21 protein-coding genes and 4 pseudogenes are annotated in these 25,136 nt (G+C 41.0%); 7 read left to right on the top strand and 18 right to left on the bottom strand.

Annotated elements, in window-relative coordinates; genetic code table 11:
• Window positions 1–131 precede the first annotated feature (131 nt).
• The 7 genes and pseudogenes from LRL21_RS30575 to LRL21_RS30540 form a co-directional block, all read right to left on the bottom strand.
• Window positions 132–1,670, bottom strand: a complete 1,539-nt coding sequence (locus LRL21_RS30575) for an extracellular solute-binding protein (RefSeq protein ID WP_240419538.1) — start codon at window positions 1,668–1,670, stop codon at window positions 132–134.
• 212 nt (window positions 1,671–1,882) lie between these two features.
• Window positions 1,883–3,388 (bottom strand): response regulator transcription factor, encoded by a 1,506-nt coding sequence (locus LRL21_RS30570; RefSeq protein WP_240419537.1) that lies wholly within the window; start codon window positions 3,386–3,388, stop codon window positions 1,883–1,885.
• Between the two features lie 7 nt (window positions 3,389–3,395).
• A complete protein-coding gene (locus LRL21_RS30565; protein WP_240419536.1) occupies window positions 3,396–5,132 on the bottom strand; it encodes a sensor histidine kinase in 1,737 nt (578 codons plus the stop codon).
• A gap of 194 nt (window positions 5,133–5,326) precedes the next feature.
• Window positions 5,327–5,494, bottom strand: coding sequence for a hypothetical protein (locus tag LRL21_RS30560; RefSeq protein WP_338044698.1), 168 nt, complete (start codon window positions 5,492–5,494; stop codon window positions 5,327–5,329).
• A pseudogene (locus tag LRL21_RS46925) lies at window positions 5,494–6,090 on the bottom strand (transposase); the annotation flags it as partial. The gene LRL21_RS30560 and the pseudogene LRL21_RS46925, both read right to left, overlap by 1 nt.
• Window positions 6,091–6,652: 562 nt before the next feature.
• Window positions 6,653–7,285 carry a hypothetical protein gene (locus LRL21_RS30545; RefSeq protein ID WP_240419534.1) on the bottom strand — a complete coding sequence of 211 codons (633 nt, stop codon included), beginning with the start codon at window positions 7,283–7,285 and terminating at the stop codon, window positions 6,653–6,655.
• 151 nt (window positions 7,286–7,436) lie between these two features.
• Window positions 7,437–7,742, bottom strand: coding sequence for a hypothetical protein (locus LRL21_RS30540; RefSeq protein WP_240419533.1), 306 nt, complete (start codon window positions 7,740–7,742; stop codon window positions 7,437–7,439).
• Window positions 7,743–8,019: 277 nt separating this feature from the next.
• Here LRL21_RS30540 and LRL21_RS30535 point away from each other — a divergent pair, with 277 nt between their 5' ends.
• The 3 genes and pseudogenes from LRL21_RS30535 to LRL21_RS30525 all read left to right on the top strand — a co-directional run.
• Window positions 8,020–8,229: a hypothetical protein gene (locus tag LRL21_RS30535; RefSeq protein WP_240419532.1), complete on the top strand. Its 210-nt coding sequence runs from the start codon at window positions 8,020–8,022 to the stop codon at window positions 8,227–8,229.
• A gap of 154 nt (window positions 8,230–8,383) precedes the next feature.
• Window positions 8,384–8,773, top strand: coding sequence for a hypothetical protein (locus LRL21_RS30530; protein WP_240419531.1), 390 nt, complete (start codon window positions 8,384–8,386; stop codon window positions 8,771–8,773).
• A 173-nt stretch (window positions 8,774–8,946) separates the two neighbouring features.
• Window positions 8,947–9,625 (top strand): annotated as a pseudogene (locus LRL21_RS30525) (IS3 family transposase); the annotation flags it as partial.
• Between the two features lie 40 nt (window positions 9,626–9,665).
• Here LRL21_RS30525 and LRL21_RS30520 read toward each other — a convergent pair.
• Window positions 9,666–9,968: a PadR family transcriptional regulator gene (locus tag LRL21_RS30520; protein ID WP_240419530.1), complete on the bottom strand. Its 303-nt coding sequence runs from the start codon at window positions 9,966–9,968 to the stop codon at window positions 9,666–9,668.
• A 464-nt stretch (window positions 9,969–10,432) separates the two neighbouring features.
• Window positions 10,433–11,161: a CPBP family intramembrane glutamic endopeptidase gene (locus LRL21_RS30515; protein ID WP_240419529.1), complete on the bottom strand. Its 729-nt coding sequence runs from the start codon at window positions 11,159–11,161 to the stop codon at window positions 10,433–10,435.
• 111 nt (window positions 11,162–11,272) lie between these two features.
• Between LRL21_RS30515 and LRL21_RS30510 the strand changes: the two genes are divergently transcribed.
• Both LRL21_RS30510 and LRL21_RS30505 read left to right on the top strand, forming a co-directional pair.
• Window positions 11,273–11,503, top strand: coding sequence for a hypothetical protein (locus LRL21_RS30510; RefSeq protein WP_240419528.1), 231 nt, complete (start codon window positions 11,273–11,275; stop codon window positions 11,501–11,503).
• 313 nt (window positions 11,504–11,816) lie between these two features.
• Window positions 11,817–13,213, top strand: a pseudogene (locus LRL21_RS30505) (IS4 family transposase).
• Window positions 13,214–13,400: 187 nt separating this feature from the next.
• Here the strand turns inward: LRL21_RS30505 and LRL21_RS30500 are convergent.
• The 4 genes from LRL21_RS30500 to LRL21_RS30485 form a co-directional block, all read right to left on the bottom strand.
• A complete protein-coding gene (locus LRL21_RS30500) occupies window positions 13,401–13,655 on the bottom strand; it encodes a hypothetical protein (RefSeq protein ID WP_240419527.1) in 255 nt (84 codons plus the stop codon).
• Between the two features lie 24 nt (window positions 13,656–13,679).
• Complete coding sequence (locus LRL21_RS30495) at window positions 13,680–13,919, bottom strand: hypothetical protein (protein ID WP_240419526.1); 240 nt, start codon at window positions 13,917–13,919, stop codon at window positions 13,680–13,682.
• A gap of 167 nt (window positions 13,920–14,086) precedes the next feature.
• A complete protein-coding gene (locus LRL21_RS30490; protein WP_240419525.1) occupies window positions 14,087–14,293 on the bottom strand; it encodes a hypothetical protein in 207 nt (68 codons plus the stop codon).
• 245 nt (window positions 14,294–14,538) lie between these two features.
• Window positions 14,539–15,129, bottom strand: a complete 591-nt coding sequence (locus LRL21_RS30485; RefSeq protein WP_240419524.1) for a TetR/AcrR family transcriptional regulator — start codon at window positions 15,127–15,129, stop codon at window positions 14,539–14,541.
• 416 nt (window positions 15,130–15,545) lie between these two features.
• Between LRL21_RS30485 and LRL21_RS30480 the strand changes: the two genes are divergently transcribed.
• Window positions 15,546–16,718, top strand: coding sequence for an MFS transporter (locus tag LRL21_RS30480; protein ID WP_240419523.1), 1,173 nt, complete (start codon window positions 15,546–15,548; stop codon window positions 16,716–16,718).
• Window positions 16,719–16,784: 66 nt separating this feature from the next.
• A pseudogene (locus tag LRL21_RS46420) lies at window positions 16,785–17,076 on the top strand (amidohydrolase family protein); the annotation flags it as partial.
• Window positions 17,077–17,277: 201 nt separating this feature from the next.
• Here LRL21_RS46420 and hisG read toward each other — a convergent pair.
• The 5 genes from hisG to LRL21_RS30455 all read right to left on the bottom strand — a co-directional run bounded on the left by hisG (window position 17,278) and on the right by LRL21_RS30455 (window position 24,985).
• A complete protein-coding gene (gene hisG / locus LRL21_RS30475; RefSeq protein WP_240419521.1) occupies window positions 17,278–17,889 on the bottom strand; it encodes an ATP phosphoribosyltransferase in 612 nt (203 codons plus the stop codon).
• Window positions 17,890–18,140: 251 nt separating this feature from the next.
• On the bottom strand, window positions 18,141–18,599 hold the full coding sequence (locus LRL21_RS30470; protein WP_240419520.1) for a hypothetical protein: 459 nt from the start codon (window positions 18,597–18,599) through the stop codon (window positions 18,141–18,143).
• Window positions 18,600–19,446: 847 nt separating this feature from the next.
• Window positions 19,447–20,994: a response regulator transcription factor gene (locus LRL21_RS30465; RefSeq protein ID WP_240419519.1), complete on the bottom strand. Its 1,548-nt coding sequence runs from the start codon at window positions 20,992–20,994 to the stop codon at window positions 19,447–19,449.
• Between the two features lie 17 nt (window positions 20,995–21,011).
• Complete coding sequence (locus LRL21_RS30460; RefSeq protein WP_240419518.1) at window positions 21,012–22,901, bottom strand: cache domain-containing sensor histidine kinase; 1,890 nt, start codon at window positions 22,899–22,901, stop codon at window positions 21,012–21,014.
• Window positions 22,902–22,996: 95 nt separating this feature from the next.
• A complete protein-coding gene (locus LRL21_RS30455; protein WP_240419517.1) occupies window positions 22,997–24,985 on the bottom strand; it encodes an RICIN domain-containing protein in 1,989 nt (662 codons plus the stop codon).
• Window positions 24,986–25,136 lie beyond the last annotated feature (151 nt).

Below are 25,136 nucleotides of genomic sequence, written 5' to 3'. Positions count from 1 at the left end.
TCTGAACTCTTTGTACCGTTTGCTTTTTATTTGCTTTAATAATTCCTTCATTCATCTTTAGTTTCCCTCCTTACCAAAAAAGCGAAGAGCCGAGAAGAGAGTAATCGGTTCTTCGCAGAAAACAGATTGCTTTATTTGCCATAACCTAAATCATTTAACTGCTTATTCGCTGAATTTAGAAATGTCTTGTAGTTCATTGTCGTTTCAAGACTTTTCAGGAAATCATCGTACTGGCTCAATGGCCGTTTTCCATGAATGAATTTCGTGAGTTCTTCCGAAATATAACGGCCTGCATCGGAATCACTGTAACCGTCTGGATAGTTCAGGAATCCGTTAAGCGACGGAATACGGGATTGTTTGTTCGCAAAATCGATATATGGAAATTGAGTTGCAAACTTGGTTGACAAATATTCAAGGTCAGGTCGACCGGTAAATTGGTACAGGTACGTATATCCGGCTTCCGAGGCCATAAGTGGAGTTGGGATAACCTTGCCGTTTTCCAGATTATAGTGTTTACCCTCCACGCCATATTGGACAAGCTTCGATCCTTCACCAGTGGAGATATAATTCAAAAGGTCGAACACTCTATGCAGCTTTGTCTTGTCCTTCTGGAGTGACTTCGGGATCGCCATCAATCCGGCTGTTTTACCAATATCCGTTGACCCGGAGAACTGTCCTGCAGGACCTTTCGGCGCGGGCAGCTGGACCCATTCGGCATTCGGATTTACTTTCTTTATTTGTTCAACGTACTGAGCATTGGTCAAATTCGTCCATTCTGTCCAGATGATGCCCACTTGACCTTTGATGGCTTTGTCCCTGGGCTGAGTCCCTGTATTCAAGATATAATCTGGATCAACCGAACCACTGGCAACAAATTTAGAAATAAAGGTCAGTGCATCCTTCATGCCCGGATCATATAACGATTGGACGACCTTTCCGTCCTTAACGAAAAATTCACCTGGATTGGGGACACCATATCCTCCGAACACTGGGGAGAAGGCGGAAAACAAGCTAAGACCTGTGGCCCCCATCAAGCCTGTTATACCATAAGTATCATTCTTTCCGTTACCGTCCGGATCTTTCTCAGTGAAAGCTTTAGACACGGTCAACAAATCATCGAGTGTTTCGGGTGGCTTTAATTGCAACTTGTCCAGCCAATCCTTACGGATCCAGTAAGTAGCCTTAGGAGCTTGCGGCGCTTGGGCAACTGCAAATACTTTGCCGTTAACCGTACCTTTCTTCAGGCTGGAATCTCCAATGAAGGTTTTAACTGGCTTAAGCTCTTTATCGAAATAGGGCGTCAGATCGAGTAAAAGTCCTTGATCCGACAACTGCTTCAACGAAGCCTTGTCAACGCCAAACAAATCCGGATAATCACCTGCTGCCATTCGTACATTCAGCTGACTGCCATAATCAGTAGCATAAGCCGTCAAGTTGATATCGACATTTAATGCCTTGTTCAAATTCTCCCGGACGAAATCTTTTTCCGGGGCTGGCAGGCCCGACCCACCTTCTATAATGTTCAGCTTGACCATCTTCGAAGATTCTGCGGATGCTTCAGGAGCGGCGGATGAACCAGTATTACTGGTAGCGTCTCCGCAGGCTGCAAGCAGACTACCTATAAGTGCAATCGAGGTTGCAGATGCTGCAATCTTTTTATATTTTTGCATCGATATCCCCTTCTCTTTTTAATCGAATTTAGGCTTGGAAATATAGAAGGAAGATGAATCCCTGCAGTAGATGCCTCTCCCTTTCTGTAACACACCTTCATCATACCATTGTACCTGGAAGCGTATAAGAAACAGATTTAGTGACCTCTTACACAAAATTAAGCTACTAGAATAAACAAGCCCCTTCCTCAAAACAGGAAAGGGCCGATAATCTAACCATTCGACATGTGATACTTTCTAAATTCACTGGGCGTCTGCTCTACCCAGCGTTTGAAAATTTTTACAAAATATGCGACATTTCCAAATCCTACCCTTTCTGCAATTTCCCCGACCGTTAATGTAGACTGCAGCAAATAAAAACGAGCTTGATCAATCCTTACTTTGTGCAAGTAATGAATTAATGTACATCCCATCTTTTTACTAAATAGACCACTTAAATAGTGCTCATCCAAGGCAACGTGTTCCGCCATCAATTTCAACGTGATTTCCTTATCGTAATGGTTTTGGATATAATCTACAATCCTGTTGATCTCAGGATGGCCCGATGGCAAGGTGGTTGTCTTTATCCATTTCGTTAACCAATCATCGATCCTCTTCTCCAGAAAAAGTCGAAGCTCCTCATGACTTGCCGCGGACAACCAATTATCGGTTTGGGCTTTTCCATGGCCGGAAATAGCCCCAAACCTATTATCCAATCGTTCCGCCATTTCCATAACAACAGTCATGCTTGTATGATTCTTCTTCATTTCGTCAAACATATTACTCAACTGGCGAATGCAGCTTATCTTATCCCGACGCTCAAACGCTTGTAATATTTCTCGTTCCATGTTCCAAAGCGTTTGTGAGGATAGGATTGGTTGTTGGATGTTGAAGTCTGTTGTTGAATATGCTTTCCTGCTTTTGCTACATTCATACCAAGATTCCTCAATATTTCTAATCATATCTTTCCATGTAGATTCCAGTTCAGACAGTGCTACAGAATAGGCACATACGGCTGGATATCCTATTGCGTTGTTCTCGGCTAAATCATTCTCAACAGGATGCTCGGAACGTGAAACCCAAGAAAAAAATGTCGTGCAGCCATGCATTCTGAATTTATGAATTATTGCTGTTTCCTTGGAATAAATCAGCCCAGATCGAATCAGATCCTCCTCATCGATCCCTCTAGCGCCATGCAATACTAAACAAAGATCTACATGTGTAAAGCCGCTTGTGGAAATACGATCCAGCAAGTCTCTTTGTTCCGGATCTGCGTCTTCCATACCATGGATTTGTCTCCACGTATACCAATACAATAATTCGAAATCACGGTATGAAAGTTGACGCGCAGGTGTAGCCGCTTTGCTTAATTCCCGGCTCACCTTATCCAGCATCTCCCGTATCGTATCCACATTCAACGAGAGCTTCAACATATAGCTGGTTGCACCATACTCAACTGCTTGTCTGGCCAATTCGAATTCATTCATGCAGGTCAGCATGACGAACGGGCCCTCAAAACCTTGCTCACGGGCCTTCCGAAGAAGTTCAATCCCATCCATAAGCGGCATCATAATATCGCACAATATGAAATGCGGAAACTCCTCCTGAATCACCTTCAGCGCTTCGATCCCGTTAGCGGCCTCGCCAATAATTACGAACCCGAACTTCTCCCAATCAATAATTTCTTTAATTAATCGTCTGACTCGCGTTTCATCTTCAACTAATAGCACCTTCCACATGAATTCATCATCCACCCTTCCCGTATGGTTCCGATAGAAGAAGCGGGAATTTCAAACGGATGAGCGTTCCCTGATCGCTCGAAACCGCCTCGAGCTGTCCATCGGATTTAAAAAGCAACTGCAACCGTTCCCGCAAATTGTTGATTCCGATCCCTTTGCTTTTCCTTGATGGTTGATGATTGGCGGAAGCCTCCATCCCAATTCCATTGTCCTTCACTTCCATGATCAGAGATTTATGCTCTTTCACCACCCGAATCGTTATGCTTCCCTCTTTCTGCATCTGATTAAAACCGTGAAAGAACGAATTCTCGACCAGCGGCTGCAAACTCAGTTTGGGAACAAGAGCGTAACGAAGCGATTCGTCATATTCATAACGAACATTGACATAACCGTCGAATCTGAAATTCTGAATACGCACATACGCCTTCACCAGGGTTAATTCCTCGTCTAGAAGGATCAAATCGTTCTGGACATTCAAGCTGGATTCCAATAGCTCCCCCAGACAAACACAAATCTCCGCAATCTCGGCATCCTTGCGTCCCAGTGCAGTCCATTTAATGGCATTTAACGTGTTTAATAGAAAATGAGGATTCATCTGTGCAAGCAACATTTGGAACCGTGATGCTTCCTTTTCCCTTTCCTCCACCTTTAACTTTTGTATCAAATTGCGGATATCGCTAATCATTCGATTGAACGTTGTCCCCAATTCACGAACCTCGCCTGTACCCAACTTTTCGGGCAAAGACGACCTGAACTCATTTCTCACAACGATTGACATATGATGCTGAAGAAGCTGCAACGGACGTGTGATTCGATGGGAGATGATAAAAGTGATGGCAATGAATAAAAAAATAAAGATCGTGAGAATGATCACCAATCTGTGTTTGACTTGATTGATGTCCCCGAAAAACGTATGAAGTGGAAAACTGTTAATCACATACCACTGATAGGAAGGCAAATAGACTGCACTCATCTGTTCCTGACCATTCGTCCAAAAACTGCCCGTTGCCGCTTGCCTTCGAACAATCTCAGCAGACGGAATAGAAATATATTCATCTGGACTACTCTTGGTAACAATGTTGCCCGTTTGATCCATTATGAAATAATCCTGTCTGATTGTAAAAAAACGGTACATGGCTTTTAGCCACTCTATATAATCAAAACTAATCAATAGTTGACCATCCACGCTGTTATCCGGTCCAATCATATTAACCGTTAGCGTATACACGTCCCTGAGTTTTTTTCTTGATTCTTGGTCATACTGCTTTCCTAATCCTTCCGAATTTTTCCACCAATCTTCACTTGTAAGATCGTAATAACTGATATTGCTTACAAAAGTAGAATTGACTTCCTGATGACGATAGTCGATCAGTGAATAATATATATTGGTGGGTAAAGGTGACCTCCCCCCAAGTAACCGATTTTCCTGCAACTTATCCGTTACAAATAACCGTCGTGCGTCCGGGTCCTTTGAATCATCCCGGAGTACCGCTAGAAGTGCTTTATCATTGCTTAATACCAAAGACTCTCTAAAAAGCGAGACTCGGATATTTTCCATACTTTCTTTTACATAGCCCAACTGTGCAGCGCTTTGGGAGTTTATCTTATCTTTCAAAGTGGTTTCAAGCTCCCTGAAGTAATACATTACAAAGATCGCGGCAGGCAACAAAATAAAGAATAAAAAAGAAACGAAGAAACGGTATTTGATTTTCTGCGGATACCAGACAAATACCCATCCCATCATGTCGCCACCCTCCTCGGTTTATATATTTATTTGTATAATATAGTTTCATAGTATCATCTAAACCTAGGAATACGTAAGGAACATATTTCATAATAAATGATACATATTTAACTAGATCAGATGAATAACTCAATGCAGCAAGTTTTAATAAAATCAAGTTTTGTGCTTTCAACAACTTACAGCAAAATATATTGTTAAAAGGCCAGATCAGCTCCTGGGTAAGTTAATCTGGCTGCAGTTCCGATCGGAAAAACAAGAGGCCGATAGTTGGAAAGGCTCCGCCATTGTGCGATGCCAAGGAGAACCGCATAATAATAAATCGTGATCTTCACAAAGGTGCCCATTACCCAAATGGCCATCATGAAAGCCGCGAAGCTTCGCCTAGCTCACACAGGTCTCCACTGCCATGGGTCTTTTCTTCTTGCTTCTCCGTTTCTTCGATGGTGGCAAATAGCGTCTGAACTTTTTCCTGAAGCTTGGCTTTGTGCTTCACTACAGCCTTGCCCCAAACAAACGTATACCGATTGGCATTGGCTTCGATTTTAGTCCCATCGACAAAGTAGTTTTCAAGTTGCACGTAGTTCTCATTGGCCAGAAATTGAAGAACCGCCGTAAACACGGCCTCCAACGCGTCTTTCATTCGATCGGAACGAAACCGGTTGATGGTACGGAAATCCGGACGCTGTCTACCCGCGATCCACATGAACATGATGTTTTCACGGACAGCTTTGGCGATCTGTCGGGAGGCTTAGACACGCTGAGTGTAGGCGAAGATGATGACTTTGGTTAGCATCTTCGGATGATAGCTGTCTCGTCCACCTCCGGGATAAGCCGCGTCAAAGATGGCCTCAAGCTTATTCACGGCTTCATTAACGACACGAACGAGATGATTTTGAGGAATGTCCTCTTCCAAATCCATTGGCAAGCATAGTTGGTCCATGGTATATTGAATGTACAAAGAAACCGTTCCTTTTGTAAGTGGGTGGGTGGTACCTCCATTTTACCAAAGAACGGTTTCTTTTTGTTGTGAAAAAATGAAAAGAGGTGTCCGTAGCCATTTTCATAGCTTATGGGACAGCCTCCAGACAATCTATGGCACCGGCAAAAGATGTGAGGATTTCTGATTGATGCAATTTCACTATTAGTGTTACATAGTTATTTTAGCAGTTTCCCTCTTAACCATTTCCAGATATGAAATATAAGAGAATCTGCTCTCATACCACTAAATGAAATTTCAATTCTCGCTCCAGTATAACTGGAACCTACTGCGAAGGTGCTACCCAATTCATGCAGCTGTCCGCCGCTGGACCGGCAAATCTGCTCTTCCTAGGGGTAGCCAGCATTCCCCACCGAACATTTCGTCGGAGATAAGAAAATCCGAAAACAAAAATAAGAGGAGATGCTTCTTCAACACCCCTTTGATCTCTGGGATAACCAAAACGAATTGAAGTCCGGTTCATCGAATCCGTTATTATCGGATAAATGGAACCACACAAATTTCTTTGCACGGTCTTCCACATTTACGAAGCTTCTTCCTCAACTTTCTCTATCATTGCAACTTCCGAAGCCCTGAAGGCAAATTCTTCAAAAGTGATCAACTCATCCATTTCCATTCGGACCTTCTCGAAATGTTGTATAAGAGACTTGAAATCAGCAAAATCTTGAACAATACCAGTTTCTTCTTTTCCGGATTTAAGGATGATTTTGACTTTAAATTTTTTTGAATTAGCTTTTTCCCGATTGGATGTTTTTTTGTTGGTTTCTAGTGTTTCCTTCGTAATAATACTAATATTTTCATCAAGATGGTAACCATATCGGTCTTCTCTGAGCATATTTAATCGAAGGAAGGTAGCAATTGCCTTTTTTAGCTCTGACTCTCGAATTTTTGTAACATTAGAGATAGCTGTGAGCGTGACTGGGCCGCTACCCTCTAACTGATAAATACTAGTCAATATATTCCGTTGTTTCGGGGTTAATTTAAAATAGGCATGTTTGACAGTAGCATTATGTTCAGTAATTTGTCTAAGTTTATCTATGACATTTCGATACTTCTCTTGACAAGCTTTTTTTAGCCATTCGTATGAATCGCAATCATTGGCATCCCAAAAACTTTCCATGGCCTCAGTAAATTGTCCACAAGCTTCAAATACCATAGACTTATGAAAATCTCCCATCTAAAGTGATTATGAAAATTTATCATCATAATGTTATCGATCTGCACATTCTGTTCTATTTGGTCGTAGATGCTGCTTTAAAAACTGATAATCTTGACACAGCTATCGATTTAACGGATGACGATGAGTATTATAAGAATTCTGCTGTTTCCTCAAGAAATGTAATTACTGTTCTAGTGACAGACCAGTGGCGTGAGGAATAAACTTGATAGTTTTCAGCATGTGTGACTCCTCCTCTCTCCATTTCTTCGAGAGCTTTTTTTATCTTTTCATAAAAAAAGACGAGGCGATCCTGATTGCTTATAGCGATTTTTCGAATTAAAAAGGCAATATCTGCAAGCTGGGGTAGTTTCGGCCACTTTTGTAAGCCCCATGTTCGTTCCCATTGCCATAAGGGTAGCCATAAGGATTCAAAGAACAGCCAAACGGGTTGCACGAGAAGCTGGATACATTCATAAGGTTTCGGGAATACCAAACAGGAACATACGTTCTTGACTAAGGATACATGATTATGAATCTAACTATTTTTTAGATCAGCATAACCGGTTTACCGCCGTGACTTGGTTATAGCATCTTTTCGTTATATTAAGTATCCTTTCGAAATGAAGGTAAACATTTCCATCCACAGCCCTCTCTCTGGTAAAATAGAGAAAACCACATTTTCACTTGGGAGGCAAACGGCAACGATGGAGCAAGAGCTAAGCGCACAGATAATGAAATGGCACGAAGATAATGAACACCAGCAGATCGTAGACACTCTGATGAAAATTCCTCCAGCGGACAGGGATTACGACATGATCATCAGCATGGGTCGGGCTTATAACAATCTGAGTTTGTATGAAAAAGCACTGGAACAGTTTGCTCTTATTGCCGAGCAGGGAAAAAATGATCCATTGTGGTATTTTCGCGTAGGCTATTCCTAGTAATGAAACAGTCCTAAACTCTGTTCCCGCCCACGCCTGTACAGAGATATTCGGTACAACGACATTCTCCACCAACACAAGCTGTCAAAGATGAAATCATGAGAATAAGTGAGAAAACGGGAGAAAATGATACTTTATAGTAGGAGGAAGAGCAATGAGTGAATCCGCAAATTTGAGCCCAGTTGACCGCAATGATGTGACCTACACCATTAGCACCCAAAACGTAACCTACCAAAACGACGCCATTGAAGCCTCTCTGATCACGGATATTATCGAAGGCTTCGCGGCAGATCCCGATGACTTCATTATCTTGGATCCAAGCGCGCCTGTCGGGGAAAGCAGTTATATACAAGCTTGCCCTGCGCAGGATGCCCTGAACAGCATTATCGTCGAACTGCGCCTGAACTACGCTGATCAGTCCTTCAAGCATTACAGCTATCAAACGCCGGACAAGGGACAAGTGATCCGGATGTTTCTCAATTATTGGGGACTGCAGAAGCTTCCCGATTGGACACACTGGACGGATATAACCGACCAGTTTTGAATTTGTGAATATCATACCTATACAGAGGCTTTTATTTTCCGACGACTTGGATTGTCATAACGGTGGTCGATGCGGCGGCCGTCTGGGTCATCGCGGTCTTCCGCCCGGTGGCCTGACACGCTTTCAGAGATGAATTCAACATTCGCTTAATACTCCCATATTTTACTCAAAACAGTCGCAGAATCTACGGATCACCGCAGATTACTAAGAATTTACCGTCAGATAAGAAAGCCAGTCGGGGCCGTGTTGCGCGGTTAATGCGAGCTAACGGGATCCGATCGAAAGTGGTAAAGAAATACAAAGCAACAACAAATTCAAACCACAATCTCCCTCTTGCAGATAACATTGTGAACCAGGACTTTACCACAAGCAAACCCAATGAGAAGTGGTTGAGTGATATTACCTACATAGCAACGGCTGAAGGATGGCTATATCTCGCTGGCGTGTTGGATTTACATGGCCGAAAACTCGTAGGCTGGGCGATGGATAGTCGTATGAAAACAGAGCTTGTCTTTGCGGCTCTGAAGCAAGCAATTGGCCGCACAGGTGCATCCAAAGGACTTATTGTACATTCTGATCGCGGCGTTCAATACGCCAGTAAAGGTTACCAGAAACTTCTTGAGAAGAACGGATTTATCTGCAGCATGAGTCGCAAAGGAAACTGTTATGATAATTCTCCAATGGAATCCTTTTGGGGAAAGTTGAAAATGGAATGGCTCAATGATTGCACATTCAAGACACGAGCTTGAGGCTAAGAAAGCTGTGTTTGAATATATCGAGCTCTTTTACAACCGTCGGAGAACGCATTCCTCCAACGATTATGTCCCGCCATTCCTGGTCGGAGAAAGTTAGGCTAATTGGGTTCACTGAGGCTTTCTACGTGTCTACTTTTTCAGGGCAAGGTCATACCCCCTTGTAAAACCTGATTAACAGCAGAAGTAAAAGCTTTCCATTCATCTTTTTTCTCAGCAAGCATTCCTTTGCCTTTTTTCGTTATGCTGTAATATTTCCTCACTTTTGTACTGTCTGCATTTTCTTCATAAGAAGATATCTTTTCCTGCTGTTCAAGGGTATGCAGCAAGGGATAAAGCGTCCCCGCTTTTAACGAAAATGTATGGTGTGACCTGTTTGCAAGTTCCTCAATCATCTGATAGCCATACATATCTTTAATTTTAAGTAACTTTAGTATGAGCATTGTTGTGCTGCCAGTTAACTAATAGCCATAACCCTATCTCCCTTTCATATATCGATCATCTACATAACATATAGATGATCGATATATGTCAAGATAAGATTTCAACCTCTATCGAGATCATTTGTTGTGATTCACCACATGAGCAATACTGTCACATCTCAACTATTCCTTGCGAACCATCAATATTAGACACTCCACATGTGTCGAGTGCTTAAACAATTTAAGCTCCGACCTGCAAATTCAGCATTGCCGCTTCGACATCCAGTTTAATTCTCTGCTTTACCACTAGCGATGATACGGTTCACTGTACATGATCTTAAAGGGGTAGAGCCCCATGCCCATCAAGCTAAAATTTTCGAATACCCCCAAAACGAAAAAAAGCCATCCTTTATTTACAAAAAAAATAGCTTTTTTTCGTTTTGGGGGTGTATTAATTTCTTTACTTGATGGCTATGTGGCAGTACCTATAGCGTAGAATAGTAGAGAAGATTGAGGCCGTTATAAACGATATGCACCACGACCCCAGGCCAGACGGAATCCGTCTTACGGAACAGTATGCCCGTCAGGATGCCGACCATGAATGCGTCGAACAGGATGACGTTGAATCCATGAACGACGCCGAAGATCGCAGCGCTGGCGACCACGCCAGCCCATGCTCCGTAACGGTTCAGCGCATTGGCAATAACGCCACGGAATACAAACTCCTCGCCGAGCGGCGTGAGGATGGCGCCAGTGATAATCAGAACGAAGAGTGAGAGCGCGCCGCCTTTCGCCGCCACCTGGAAGTCCGCTTGGTTGTTCGGCTCGGTGATGAATTGAAAATACACCCCCTCTATAACGAAGCATCCGCCGAACGCGACAACACCGAGGGCGGCTCCCACAAGCAGCCATTTCCGTTCGGTCGCCCGGAAACCGAAAGCGCGCAGATTGCGAACTCGCAGGGCGTAGGCTGCGAACAAGGCGGCGAGGCCAACGAGACCATTGCCTACACCCCCGATGTTAATTCGCAAGATGGCTTGCTCGTCAGGGATTTGCGTCATCCAAAGACCGAGCATAATAATGCCGATCAGATAGAGACCCAGTGCAGTTAGGGTCTCTGGCCAGCCAGGTCGGGCTTGGGGCATAGTGGACGTGGAAGGGCTACTCATTTTGATCGGGGAATCTTCAATAGTTGATGTAGTGGTTATAATCATAAATTATCCTCCTCAATTGGCCTGGCTATACTGTGATACGTTTGTTGCTGTTTTCCGCTTCAGGCCCCAACCGACCTTTTTCGGATGAGCTCCTAATTGGCCGCTGCCAGCTTGGTTCAGCATCCTCTTGGAGTGTTCATCCCGTACATTCTGGAAAGCGCCCCATGGAGTAAACCGGTGACCTCCCAAACGGGTTTGTCCAAAGGCGGCTTGACCTCGGTAGACTTGCTATCGACCGCTGGCTGGTTCGACGAAACCGAGGCGGAGAACGAAAATGACGACATGAATACAACAAGAGCGGCGTCGACTAGGGACGATCTTCTCATAAACCAATCCTCCTGAATGCTCGAATAGTTTTCTCACCCCCTACCCTACCATCCCCAATGAAACAGAACCTAAACGGATAGATAAACATCAGCTTAATTTTGCTCCCGCCGTTTAGGTTCTGTTAAGGTGAATATGCTGCAATGGGTATGGGTGAAAACGATGATAAGTATATCCGATATTAAAATCGCAATTGTCGGCGACGAACCTTCGATTGTCACCATGCTGTAATCGGGGTCACCTCACATACCCATCAAGCTAAGATGAATCTATACCCCAAACTGGAAAAATAAGCCATCCTTTCTATATCAAGCATAATTCCATAGAAAGGATGGTTTGCCATGAATTCTATTCCACTTTCTATCAGCGAAAAATGCATTTACTAGCCCAACAGCTTCACCATCATTTTTCTCCTACCCAACTTGGTTTCGTCCAACGAAAGAGCAAATATACCGCGCAGGATTTGGTTTCCTTATGTGTCTTTTTAAATGATCGTGTAGCTGTGACTCCCCTCGCACGATTATGTAGCCAACTTGATGCCTCCAATCATCTTTCGATGAGCGCAGAAGGATTGAATCAACGCTTCAATCCCTTTTTTCAACACTTCTCCAAGAAAAGATCTCGACTTCCTTCTCGCTGCCTTGTGAATGTAACTCCTATTTTCATCGAATCTGTATTCTGGATTCGACTGTTTTTCAACTTCCAGATCCCTTTGCCGACCGTTACCAGGGATCCGGAGGAAGTTCTCATACGGCTGGCATGAAAATTCAACTCGAATACGAGTTGAAATCCGGAGAATTCTTACAAGTAGAAGTTGGCCTCGGAAAAAACAACGATGGTCTATATGGTTCAAAACGAGCGAAAACGGTGGAAATGAACGATCTTTGTATTCGAGATTTGGGGTATTTTTGTTTAGAAGACTTTGAAGAAATAGAGCAGCGAGGAGCTTTTTATGTTTCACGGTTAAAATTGAATGTCCGCGTATATGAACAAAATAAGGAAGTTGAACAATTCAAAGATGGCAGGGTAAAAAAGCAATCATTGTACAAAGAAATCGATCTGGAAGTTATTATGAATCGTCTTCAATCTGGAGAAATGGTGGAACTTCCTGAAGTGTATCTGGGTCTCTATAAAAAATACGGCTTCTTATTTACAAACTTACGGAAGAACAGAGTCAGAAGCGGCTCCTGATGCGTGCTAAACAGGAGAAAAAGAAAAACGCGACTTACAAAGAACGAACAAAACGCTTAAGTGCCATCAATATTTACATGACCAATGCCCCTGACATTTATTTAAAAAAAGAGCATGTCCATGACCTGTATTCCCTACGCTGGCAAATCGAGATTTTATTTAAAACGTGGAAATCCATCTTCCATATTGACCGATGCAAGTCGGTCAAAACCGAACGCTTTGAATGTCATGTATACAGGCAGTTGATCGCCATTTTGCTGAGTTCTTCTCTCATGTTTCAGATGCATTGGCTTTTGCTGATAAAGAAAAAGAAAGAAGCCAGTGAATTCAAAGTAATCTGTATCTTAAAAGAATATTTTCTTTCTCTACATGATGCCATGAAAAAGCAAGCGGATGATGTACAGCGGGTGCTTCTCCAATTCTTTCGGATGATTGAAAAGAATGGACGCAAGTCACATCGGTATGAGAAGAAAACCGTATTTGACATTCTAAGGTGTAGTCTATGAGTATAGACAGAAATCTCGATCTGCTGCCTAGAAATATTAAATTTTAAAAAACGAAGCCGCCAAGGCTTATTTAAGTCTGTACAAAATCCAGTTCTAAGCTAATTGATTGGATCAAGTGACGAACTGTTGTATCTGTTCCTTTTTCATGCTTGCGGGTGTATGCATGCATGTAATAACTATAGTTTAATTCCCCTATTGAACATCCGTATCCGTTACCATTACTTGCCACCTAAAGAATGGTCGATTATTGAATGAAAAACAATAGCAGTGCCTTTTTCACCAATCCATTGTGCAGGAAATCGGTATATACCAAATCCGTCTTTATCTTTACCTCTCATTTTGGGTACCAATTGCCCACTTATAAGCCTCATTTCGTGGATACCAGGATCTAAAACTGTGCGCCCCCACTGTAAACCTGATGGAATGTATTCTGCATAAAGAGCAGTGTCTATCACTTTCCCTACATTATCCACATTATTCGTCGCTCCTGCACCGAACTACCTTACTTTCAAATGGGAGTACATAATTCCATCCCTTTTCTGCAGCTCCACACGGAAATGATCGAAAGATAGGAACGCGTAGACATTGGAAGGAACTTCTTGAATTAAATCTGTTCCACTGTTGGATTTTCTCATCCAACGCATATTATCAGGGATCAGCTTGCGATTCGGATCGGTAAGATCTCCCATATCAACAACAATGTATTTTTCTGTTTCCCGAAAAATTTCCATTGCCATCTTCATAGGCCCAATACCAGCGTAGCTGACACCAGGTGCAAACGAATGGATATAAATGGAGAAATATTCCGAAGAGGAGGTTTTTTCCTAAATTGACAGTACTAGCGGCAGCCACTTTGTTTATTAAACTATCGTTACCCGCTTAACTACGGTAAACTTATTACTTCCTACAGACCGATTTTTAAACGAAGCCGCCAACCAAACATTCCCTCTTTACTCATTACTTCTGCTCGTATCGTATTTATACCAGATAGCCAACGAATAGGAATTCTAACTTGATCAGAACGAATTTCGTCCATCCGATATTTTCCTGGTGAATGCCATTGCCCTTGATAAACTTCTTCGGTTAACCGCAATCCTGCAGGAGTGGACATTCTGGACTCTATGAAAATGCTCAGCAGGCTTTTTATAGAACATCTGAAGGGTGGATGTACTAATCCACCCAGATGGTCATATCCAGAATTGGCAAGACAAAGATGCTGTGCAAGTCGACGATCGGGTAGGATGATCACGAGATTGGGGCCAGGTCGTCTGGATGATTCATTGTGATACACAACAACCGGTGATTCAAGTTAATGGTTTCATCTGAACGGTAAGTGCACAGCAATAGCGAAAGGACCTATCCCAGCAGTTCTTTGGCTCCGTTCATCACTAAGGGCAAAGACTGTTTAACGAATGATTCCGCACTTATTAGACACCCCTCATTGTTCCAAACGTAAGCCGCCCCATACATCCCCCAACTTAACATGATAGAAGCTGTATTTATTAAGAATTGCGCGTTTGGAGTCGATAGAATCTTGTCTTTGTCTATAAAGGAAAGAAGTATCGTTTGAATTTTTTCCTTTATTTGAATTTCGAATACAGGTACAAGCGATATATTTCTTCTTTTGCACATAGTGCTTAGACCCTTGTGAAATTCGCATACTCCCAGAAAAATGCTCTGAATTGTTTCTTCATTCAATACTTCGTGACCGCTTATTCTACGATTTATGATTGTCATAAACGATTCCATTAGTCTGGCCTCAAGAATTTCGAATTTATCTACAAAGTGAGCATAAAAAGTCGCTCTGTTAACAGTAGCCCGCTCTGCAATATCCCTAACGGTTATCGATTCAAAGTCTTTTTCTTGAATTAATGAAGCAAAAGCGTCTTGAAGGAGTCGACGTGTACGTATCACACGAGGATCAGCTTCATTCTTTTTAATTGTCATGGTTAAGATCTCCCCAGTAAAACGACATTATAGAAATGGTGTTGTCTATACAACGGTTTATGGTTACTGATGATTGCGTACCATTCGGTTGTTATTATAACATACAAATACAACAATGTTGCTCAAACAACAAATGTTGTATTGAAACAAATTGTTGAATGCCGTTTATTCCAAAAGGAGGAGAGAACCATGTCGGTTTCACAACCGTCACAAACGAGGGAGTACCAACTTTTTTTATTATTCGAGAACACCAGTCGGTTCGGATCTATGATCCCGAGATCTAGATTTGGCGGGAGGAATTGACCGAAAATTGCGGCAAGCCCCGTGCTGGCTACTTCAGTTGCTAACATGCAGTCGTGGCGGTTTCTCGTTATCGACAAAAATATAGTTATTAAAACATATCAGGAGAGTGAATTATGAAGAGCACATGGAAAGTTTACGTTCTAGCCTTGATCAGCTTTTTAGTTGGAACATCCAATTACATCGTTTCTGGGATATTAGACCGAATCGCAGAGACGCTGGGAACAAGCGTTGCGGCAGCAGGCCAGCTAATTACGGTTTATTCCCTGGCCTATGCGGTCGGCACGCCTATTTTGATGGCGCTAACGGCCAAAATGGACCGGCGAAAACTCCTACTTTATTCGCTGGGCCTCTTTATTGCCTCAAATCTGCTAACATTTATTTTGTCCGGCTTCGGTTTCTTCATTGCCGCGAGAATCATTACTGCTTTAGGCGCCGGGGTGGTCACAGTTAACGCGCTCAGCATCGCCGCCAAAATCGCTCTGCCAGGTAAGCAGGCCAGCGCCATCGCCAACGTCACCATGGGCATTACCGCATCGCTCATCATCGGCGTCCCGCTCGGCAGAATGGTAGCCTCGGCTTTTGGCTGGAAAGCAGTATTTCTGGCCATCGCAATTGTCGGGGGCTTGGCCACGCTTGTCATTGCTGCGGTTATACCACGTATGCAGGGTGACAAGCCTGTCCCTTTGTTCAAACAATTTGCTTTGTTAAAAAAACCTCAGATTTTGGTTGCTTTAGCGATTACTTTTTTCTGGTTGGGAGGATATTCCCTCGCCTATACTTACTTATCCCCTTTTCTGCTAGAGGTGACTCATTTAAATGAATCATTGCTTAGCGCAGCTCTGTTCGTGTTCGGCATTGCCAGTTTGATTGGCTCGAAAGTCGGCGGCTACAGTGCGGATAAACGAGGCATCAAAAACACGCTCGTTTCAGGGATGGTGCTTCACGTCATTTCGTTGATTTTGCTATCCTTAGTCGGACAGTCGGTCATTGCCGTATTCGCCATTTTGATCCTCTGGTCTTTTGCCGCTTGGTCATCCGCTCCCGCGCAGCAATTTAACTTGGTTTCGCTTGTTCCTGAATCCTCGGGCGTCATGCTGAGCTTGAACAGTTCCATGATGCAGCTTGCCATGGCTGTCGGCGCAGGAATCGGTGGGCTGATCGTTAACCGTGTTTCTTTAGCATCCATTACCTGGTTTGGGGTACTCGGCGTACTCATCGCTATCATTGCCGTGTTTGTATTGTCCAGCATGGCATCACGGCATTCGGTGGTTCAATCAGCGGATTAAGGGTATGCAAACCAATGGAATATTTGATAAAGGACTCTGCTTACTAAGTTGATCTTTCGGATCTTTGCCGGTGTGGGTATTCTGGTCGGGACGGATGTCGCCCCCGTTCCCGTTCCCGTTCCGAATCTTGGCGGCCTTGCTGATGGAGCAGCGTACATCATGAATTGCAATTGCTGGTTACGGCAGGGTTCACTCCGATAGAAGCGCTTCAGTTGGCTACCTCGAAACCGGGCCGTCGGTTCGGTCTTAATATCGTGGCCGTATTGCCGAAGGTGCGCGTGTTGACCTAGTACTGGTCAATGGCGATCCGACAACCAATATCTCGGATACCCTATCCATTAAAGCTGTACGGTTCTAAGGTATGCAAAAACTAAGTTAATTATTTTTTACTTTTGTAATAATATGGAATATATAGTCAAAAACACTATTGTGGCAGGCACTCTACTTCGAGGAGTACCCTGTTGTTCGTCTTTGTAATTAAACTGCCTGTTACTTCAATGACCTGGAGCAGATCGTCGCGGCACCTGCTCCAGTTATAGTCACTTCACTATCGATCCCGTTAGCGTAACGAATAACGGTATATGTCTTCATAAATTTTTTCTACAAGATTATTATTTACATGAAAACTTACTATATTTGCAATAAGACGACAAGAAATATTACATACTTTCTCTATTTCAATGAAATTAAACTTCGAAAATGTACCTTCGTATGCTGCTTCAACAATGTAATCAACTAAGCCAGAAAGGAGAGCTAGTTCTAGTCCGCCATTTAGTTTAACAATTTCTGCTTGTATTCCTTTTTCCTTAAAATGCTTAGAAGTAATTTTGGGATAGTTTGTAGCAACTCTAGGGTTAGAAACTACTTTTTTAGACATCCCCATCACTGAAATACTTCCAAGTGAGATTCCAAGGTCAAGTAATTCATATATATCACGCTTTTCTTCTAATAACACATCTTTCCCAACTATACCCACGTCAGCAACACCATATTCTACATAGGTAGGGATATCAATTTCTTTTGCTAATACAAATTCCAACTTTGTCCCATCAACTGGAATTATATATTTTCTTGATTCATCAAAATCATCTGGTAATCGGTATCCCATCCGACGGAATAATGTCGATATGCTGACATTCCCCTTTGGGACTGCAATCCGAAAAGGCTTCATTTAACCACCTCGTTTTACTTTAGTTATCTAATATAGTAACGCACTAAAGTAAACTTGTAAACGAGTAAGTTTGGTCTTCAATCTGCTAACACCACGCATAACTGCCAGTTAGCATAACGCGGTTGCCGAATTATTACGATAGCCGCGTCTTAGTTGTTTATTGAGCTGTAGTTCACCGTTAGTTGAAAAGGCTATCGCTTATGTTGGCAGCCCTTTGTCAATGAGTTCTCATTATCCTATAGTTTAGAGAACTACTTTCTTTTTAATAATTTATGAATACTCGAAGGCTTTAAACCAGCTTGGATAAGCAGTTTGATATTGAAACCCGACTTCCCATAGCTTAAACGATACCAATAGTAATTTATGTACTCTATCACGGAAAAAACATAAATTAACATACCAAGAAATAGGTCTCTTTTATTCTGTGCAAGCATTATCAATAAAATAACTACTAGCACAGCCAAAAGAAGATTCGTTCTTCTCAGCACGATTAGGGTTTTCCGTATTAACAATGATTTCTCATTACCTAATGATTGAGATCTAAATACCCAATACAGCACACCTTGAATTAATTGTAACACAAGGAATGCTAACGCTAGCAAGCTCGCGAATCCCAAATCTAAATAAAGTTTAAATACAACCAAAAAAGAAAAAGCAGCTACTAACTCACCCAACGCTAGATTCAACAGGTGTTTTCTTAGTTTTCTCATAAAACTCCTTTTTAAAGATCACCAACAGTCTTAGATCAATTAATGTATTAATTTTATCACAGTAACTTGTTAAGCATAACTCCCGTTACTTCAACAGGCTGCCGTAAGCCGGCAGCCTGTTGTTATTGTATAAGAAAACCCCCAGTTCGACTGGGGGTTCAGGAAAGCTTATAGCTATGAGTGGTCCATCTTTTGAACTTCATGATAAGATGAGTGCCGGTCTGCCAACCGCACACATGAAATCAAAGGAGCTAAAAAGATTCATGAATTTGAGCATTTAAAGGAACGCGTTTACCGTCGATTCCATGAATTAAAAATCGTGCCTTCAACGCCGGACCGCATTGAGCGTTAGATCCGTTCAGCCATTCACACATATGAAGAATCCTTCTTCCAAGTGACATACCAAAAGCTGCCTTCCACGTCTCTAACTCAGCCAGACTCTCTGATTGATAGCATTTCTTATTTAGAGATTGACGAAGAAGAAACCCCCAGCGACAGCAGCATACAAATATCATTTAATGAGTTAAAAGCAGATCCAGGTCGTGCTGGGGTAGATAGTGTGCAGAAGGAAGTTAACAAATTGCAAAAATTTAGGTGAATGTGGCTCTATTCTATTACTCCCTCACTTGCAACGCTCAGCACTCCACATGGACCGTATTCGGGATTATATCCCGCTACGTGACGGTACTTCATGCTACAACCCGCGATCCCTTGCTGTTACTGCATTCTTTAAAAACACCTTCATGCTCTGCGCGGCAGCGATATGCAGCTTTCTTCTGAATTTCGTCTTCAAAATGTCCCCAGGATCTAATGTAAATCATCGGTCATTGCCAATAGACTAAACAAATTAATTTCTATTTATTTTAATATAATCACTTGTAGATAAACCTGTAACTTCTTTGAACACCTTATAGAAGTATTTGGAGTCAGTAAACCCTAACTTTTGGGAAATTGTGAATGTATTCATATCTCCTTTCAGCAATAACTCCTTGGCCTTATTGATCTTTATCTCCTTTATGTAAGTATTGAAATTTCTCCCCACCTCTTTTGCAAAAAGCATACTCAAGTATTCCGGGGTCACATTAAGTTTATCTGCGACTTCCACTTGTGTTATTCTCTCATGCAGATGCAAATCAATAATGTTTAGGGCTTTCTTTATAACCAGACTGTAATCATTGTTATGAGTTTTGATTGATAAAGACATTATTGCTACCAAATCTATAAGTGAACCGCTTAATTCCTTCCACGTAAATGAATTTATCATTCTTTGATATGTTTCTTTCAGACTCAAGCTGTTTTCCCATTCACTGCTTACTTTCTTTGCAGTATTAATCATAGCAGAAGAAAACTGTACAAATGCATTTATGACATCATCCGGTTGATACAAGTCTTTTCTCCAGCATTTCAGGAACTCATAACAACAGGCTTCTATCTTTTCTAAATCCAATGAGTGGACAGCCAATATCATCCTGCGTTCTATCACAATAGGATATTTGACTATCTTGGTAACGATCTGTTTAATTTTATCATGGTCGATCAGCACATCTTCCCCAAGTACAATTGACCATTGTAACTCTCTCTTTAAAGTAGAAAGACTGTTTGTAAAGTTGTTGATATTCTCACATTTAATAAATCCAAAGATCGTGTTTACAGACTGCGGTTGATAGATTTCTTTAAGCAATTGATTCTGTATGACTCTTTTAAAATCATCTATTTTTCTATTATCAGGTAAAATAATTACATAAGTATTTTCAACACTGATTTTATATAAATAATGTTGTTTTGCTAAATGCGTTCTCAAATATTCTTCAACCAATCCTATTACTTTCTTTGAAGCATTTTCGTTATAACGATCCAGATAAACGACTCCAACACAAAAGTTTTTTGTTATATCCAGATCGTATTCCGTTTTCATTTTTCCAGCTAATCCTGTAATGTCAAGATCGCTTCCTAGAAATATGCTATTTAGAATAAAATCTAAAGAAACAGACTCTGATGTTTTACTTTCTTCAAGTGACTTTTCCAGCTTGATTAGTTTTTCTATGTCATTTAATACTCTTTGAAGGTCATCTACAGTAAAAGGCTTAAGCAAATATTCATAAACACCAACTTTTATAGCTTTTTTTGCATACTCAAATTCCGAATACCCACTTAATATAATTGCCTTATGCTTCAAATTATACCTTTTTAGGCTATCCAACATGTCCAATCCACTCATATCATGCATTTTGATGTCAGTAATGATGAGGTCGGGTTTTTTCTCCACAACTATTTTTTCTCCTTCAATCCCGTTGCTTGCCTCCCCCACAATCTGATAATCTGTGCTTATTTGGTTAATTAATTGAACAATCCCTTTACGGGTCCTTATTTCGTCCTCAACCACAACTATTTTCATAAATCTCTCCTTATCATCTATTCAAGGTGTCTAGGTATTTTTATTACTATTTCTGTTCCCTGACCCGGTTCACTTATAATATTCCATTTGCATTCTTCACCATAATAAAGTCTCAATCGATTAAATACGTTTTTCACACCAAAACCTCTACCAGTACTAATTGATTCATTCCCATCTTCTATTAAAAGATCTGCAAGTTTTGACTCAGCTATTCCTCTTCCATTATCTTTAATTGATATTACGATATTATTAACTTCACATATTTTTGCGCTTACGTTAATTAATCCCCCAGAGCTGTATCCGTCAAGTCCGTGAATAATCGCATTCTCAATAAGCGGTTGTATTAATAGTTTATGGATTTTACAACCCAGCACATTTTCATCAATTTCCACTTCACAATGGAAGGAATAGTCGAAGCGTATCTGCTGCAGATAGATGTATTGTCTTAGCCATTCAACTTCTTGTTTAAAAGTGACAATTTCATTGCTTTGATTGATGCTATACCTCAAGATCTGCGCAAGATTCTTAAGCATATTACTTATTTTATATTGCTCATTTTCTATTGCTACCCAGTTTATAGTATCTAATGTGTTATACAGAAAATGTGGATTTATTTGAGCTTCAAGCGCCTTTATTTCGGCGTCTTTTTGATTTTTAGCCGCTCGCTTTACATCTTCGATCAATTTATTTATCTGCACCATCATACTATTAAAAGTTTTTGCAATAATAGATATTTCATCCTTGGTATTAAGATCAACATGTACATTTAGTTCCCCGCTTTTGGCTGTTGTCATGGCTTGTACGATTTTCCTTACAGACTTTGAAAATCTTCCTGAAAAATAAATAACCAAAGTAATTGAAATAAGTATTGCAGCTAAACCAATTAAGTTAAAAATCCGTTGAAGTGAGTAAACTTCAGAAAACATCCTATCCTTATCTGTAATATTTATGAAGGTCCACCCTAGATTCCTATCTTCATACTTATTAATCAAAACAGGCTTCTGACTTAAATCCTTAATCCAACCGTTTAACATACCCATATCCCTTGTAAAGCTCATTGAATTTCCTGTTAGAAATTCTTCTTCATGCCCACCAATGTAAGCCTTTTCAGGGAAAGAAATGATCTTTTGATTTTGATCGACTATAAAATTGAACCCATTTTTCTGTTTAACATTTTCTAGGGTACCGTAGACCCCATTGAACGCATCCGATAAAAGCTGTTCTTTTAAACTTATAACAATGACACCAAGAGTAGTTTTATCTAGTCTTTCTATATCAAACATTCTTTTTGCCATATGAAATAAATAAAGTGCCTTATCTTCGTACTGATCTGCAAATGAGGTTGGAATCAGTACTGTGTGGTCTGTTTTTTCTGCTTCCAAGTAAAAATCCGTTTTTGTTATGTCATTATATTTAATCCAAAAGTGCTGAGTCGCCAAACCTGTAACTTTGTCATAGCTAACAACCAGTCCATTTGGACATAAGATCGAGATACCCGATATTCCTTCTTTTGAATTGGCCAAAGTACCAAGCTTTTCCCGAAGCGTTCCAAAAGCGGAAACTTGTTCATCAGCGGAACCCTTGTTCAACTTTTTCGTCAGTTCAACAATTTCGTTATCTGATAATATTTGTAGTAATAAATCATTATATGATTCAATTGTCATGTCTACATTTTTAGCAGTCTGCAGCAGATTAATCTTCAACAGATCATCCACATTATTCTGCATGGTTAGTGTCGTGTTCAAATAGAAGACAAATTGTACAAGCATTAAAGGAATTATAGCCGCAAAAAGAAAAGAAAAAATGAGTCTGACTTTTAAACTCATTTTGTGATTGGTTGACTTAAACAATCCCCTATTCATAAATATTCCAAATAACTTAGTTACTTTTTTAGACTCCGTATCCATACATTGCACCCAGTTTTTACGTATATTTTCTTAAATAAGACTATGTACATAATAGAGTTATGCACATAGTCCCTTATCTTCGTCGAGGTAAGCCTTTAGTTGATTTTCTCCAAATAGAATCTTTGGTTATCGCCGCTCGCTTCGGTATACTGAGTTAATTTAGCTGAATTATTCAAAGAAACCCCTTCAATATCCCATGCCATTCCCGAATGCTTAAAGTACATCTTGAAGCTTCCATCTTGCTGTGGAACAAGTCTTACTTTTTGGTTGTCTCCGTTTAGGTAATCCCACAGATGGGTTCTATGACCTGCGTCCATTGAGACATCAGCCACATCGATTACCTTAGAAGGAGCATTCAAGTAGGTTACCTTGTACCACCCGTCTTCAACGCTTTCGAAACGCCATTTGAACCAATTACTAGTCTCAAAAGACCATTGAATTACCGGAGTATCATTCGCAGTACCAGCACCACCGCCATTTAAATATTTACCGCTGTGTTTCGCCTGTAAATAATAATCACCTTGGGGTTGTAGTCTCCAATACTGACCGTTTACACCTGTCCAATCCCACTGTTGCATTTTGGCATTGTCCACTATAGAATTTTGATCCACATCAAGGAATTTACCGCTTCTCACATTAACAATCTTAAACCATCCATTCCCAGCATCGACAAGGTCCCATTGCTGAGATGTATTTCCTTCTTGATAAGAAGAACTAACAAGCTGAGCTCCGTTTGTAAGCGAATTCCCTTGAATGGTAGCACTTTTGCCGCTTACTACATTAACAATCCTAAAATGTCCGTCTCCTGTGGGAATAATAGACCATCTCTGATTGGATCCATTATAGTCATATGACCATTGGTTAACAATCGCGCCTTCCGCTTGGTTTCCAGCTATCAAATCCATTGATTTTCCATTTTTATTGACCAACATAAAAAGATTTCCATTATACATGTTGTTGGAGGCAAGAATGTCAGTGGTCCCAAATTTAACATCACTTTTACCTGAAGAATTCTTAACTGAAGCAATGATACCTATTGTTGAGTCTCCCATAGGAATTAAAGCTCTACTGTATCCTGTAGGAATAACACAGTCTTGAACCGTCCAATGACCCTGACCATAATTATAATTTAAGAATATTTTATCAGAACGTCCGCCAGAAATAATAACAGTTCCATTTGGACTTCCACCAGGAACCCAAGTTACATATGGTTGTGAGCCCGGAGTTTGCCCCTGATAATAATTCACCTTAATTCCTGGATCTGAAGCGTTTCCCCAATTCTCGGGATCCGAGGATATTTTATAGTGAATTTGATCTTCTTGAAAATTAACCATTTCATAAACAAGCATATACTTTCCATTGCCCATTTTTGTAACAGTAGGCATACCTGGCCTTAATTCACCCAGTGCTACATCTGCTTTCGTATTGCTCCAATCGATCCCATTTGCTGAGGTCCTATGGACTACCATTTGGTTATTATTAGGATCCTGTTCATCCGCATAATAGCAAATAAGCTTATTGTTTGCAACTAACAGGAAGGGCTCCCATATTCCCTGACTTTGCCAATTCATACCTCCTCCATATGCCCCCCCTGTTGCTATAGTAGATACATAAGTCCAACTTCTGCCTAGATCATTGCTTTTATAGAGCTCAATATTATGTATTAGCTCTTCAGCTGGAAATGCATTGACAGCTAGTAGCATAGTTCCTGCCGGCATATTTCCTACCTGCTGCGGAAGTTCGAATAGAAATCCCTGTTCCCTTAGCCCCTCACCTGAATGTACGTCGGCAACATCTGCAATTTTGCTCCATGTTTGTCCTCCATTTGTGCTTTCATAAATCGGAAAAGCTGGTCCGGCTGGATGTGGAGTTTGATTCTCCGTCCATACTTCATGCGTTGCATACATCTTTCCATTGTTAGCACCACTGTACTGGAGCATTAGAGCACGAGCATAACTTGCACTTTTTGTCGATGTGCTAGAAAATACTGTTACCGGACCAAAAGCATACGTACTGGTAACAAGGCATACTAACAATGACATTAAAACAAACGATAGTAAAGTAACTCTTCTAGCGGTCTTCATAATTTTTACCTCCTATTAATTTAATTTTGTAAGCACTTTCATTATAAATGTGGATATTTCCTTGTACTACTCAAATAATTTAATACAGGTGTAAATTTTTAAGAAATTTTTACTCGATTACAATAATCGTTTACTTACGAATAGAGAATAA

It is taken from the genome of Paenibacillus periandrae, assembly GCF_022458865.1.
GTDB classification, from domain to species: Bacteria; Bacillota; Bacilli; order Paenibacillales; family NBRC-103111; genus Paenibacillus_S; species Paenibacillus_S periandrae.
This window is presented reverse-complemented; position numbering and strand designations above follow the sequence as displayed.

What these genes read in the sequence shown, in the direction of transcription:
- LRL21_RS30575 (WP_240419538.1), bottom strand. Translation starts at nt 1,670, where the DNA reads ATGCAAAAATATAAAAAGATTGCAGCATCTGCAACCTCGATTGCACTT.
- LRL21_RS30570 (WP_240419537.1), bottom strand. Translation starts at nt 3,388, where the DNA reads ATGTGGAAGGTGCTATTAGTTGAAGATGAAACGCGAGTCAGACGATTA.
- LRL21_RS30565 (WP_240419536.1), bottom strand. Translation starts at nt 5,132, where the DNA reads ATGATGGGATGGGTATTTGTCTGGTATCCGCAGAAAATCAAATACCGT.
- LRL21_RS30560 (WP_338044698.1), bottom strand. Translation starts at nt 5,494, where the DNA reads ATGATGGCCATTTGGGTAATGGGCACCTTTGTGAAGATCACGATTTAT.
- LRL21_RS30545 (WP_240419534.1), bottom strand. Translation starts at nt 7,285, where the DNA reads ATGGTATTTGAAGCTTGTGGACAATTTACTGAGGCCATGGAAAGTTTT.
- LRL21_RS30535 (WP_240419532.1), top strand. Translation starts at nt 8,020, where the DNA reads ATGAAATGGCACGAAGATAATGAACACCAGCAGATCGTAGACACTCTG.
- LRL21_RS30530 (WP_240419531.1), top strand. Translation starts at nt 8,384, where the DNA reads ATGAGTGAATCCGCAAATTTGAGCCCAGTTGACCGCAATGATGTGACC.
- LRL21_RS30520 (WP_240419530.1), bottom strand. Translation starts at nt 9,968, where the DNA reads ATGCTCATACTAAAGTTACTTAAAATTAAAGATATGTATGGCTATCAG.
- LRL21_RS30515 (WP_240419529.1), bottom strand. Translation starts at nt 11,161, where the DNA reads ATGATTATAACCACTACATCAACTATTGAAGATTCCCCGATCAAAATG.
- LRL21_RS30495 (WP_240419526.1), bottom strand. Translation starts at nt 13,919, where the DNA reads ATGGCAATGGAAATTTTTCGGGAAACAGAAAAATACATTGTTGTTGAT.
- LRL21_RS30490 (WP_240419525.1), bottom strand. Translation starts at nt 14,293, where the DNA reads ATGTCCACTCCTGCAGGATTGCGGTTAACCGAAGAAGTTTATCAAGGG.
- LRL21_RS30485 (WP_240419524.1), bottom strand. Translation starts at nt 15,129, where the DNA reads ATGACAATTAAAAAGAATGAAGCTGATCCTCGTGTGATACGTACACGT.
- LRL21_RS30480 (WP_240419523.1), top strand. Translation starts at nt 15,546, where the DNA reads ATGAAGAGCACATGGAAAGTTTACGTTCTAGCCTTGATCAGCTTTTTA.
- hisG (WP_240419521.1), bottom strand. Translation starts at nt 17,889, where the DNA reads ATGAAGCCTTTTCGGATTGCAGTCCCAAAGGGGAATGTCAGCATATCG.
- LRL21_RS30470 (WP_240419520.1), bottom strand. Translation starts at nt 18,599, where the DNA reads ATGAGAAAACTAAGAAAACACCTGTTGAATCTAGCGTTGGGTGAGTTA.
- LRL21_RS30465 (WP_240419519.1), bottom strand. Translation starts at nt 20,994, where the DNA reads ATGAAAATAGTTGTGGTTGAGGACGAAATAAGGACCCGTAAAGGGATT.
- LRL21_RS30460 (WP_240419518.1), bottom strand. Translation starts at nt 22,901, where the DNA reads ATGGATACGGAGTCTAAAAAAGTAACTAAGTTATTTGGAATATTTATG.
- LRL21_RS30455 (WP_240419517.1), bottom strand. Translation starts at nt 24,985, where the DNA reads ATGAAGACCGCTAGAAGAGTTACTTTACTATCGTTTGTTTTAATGTCA.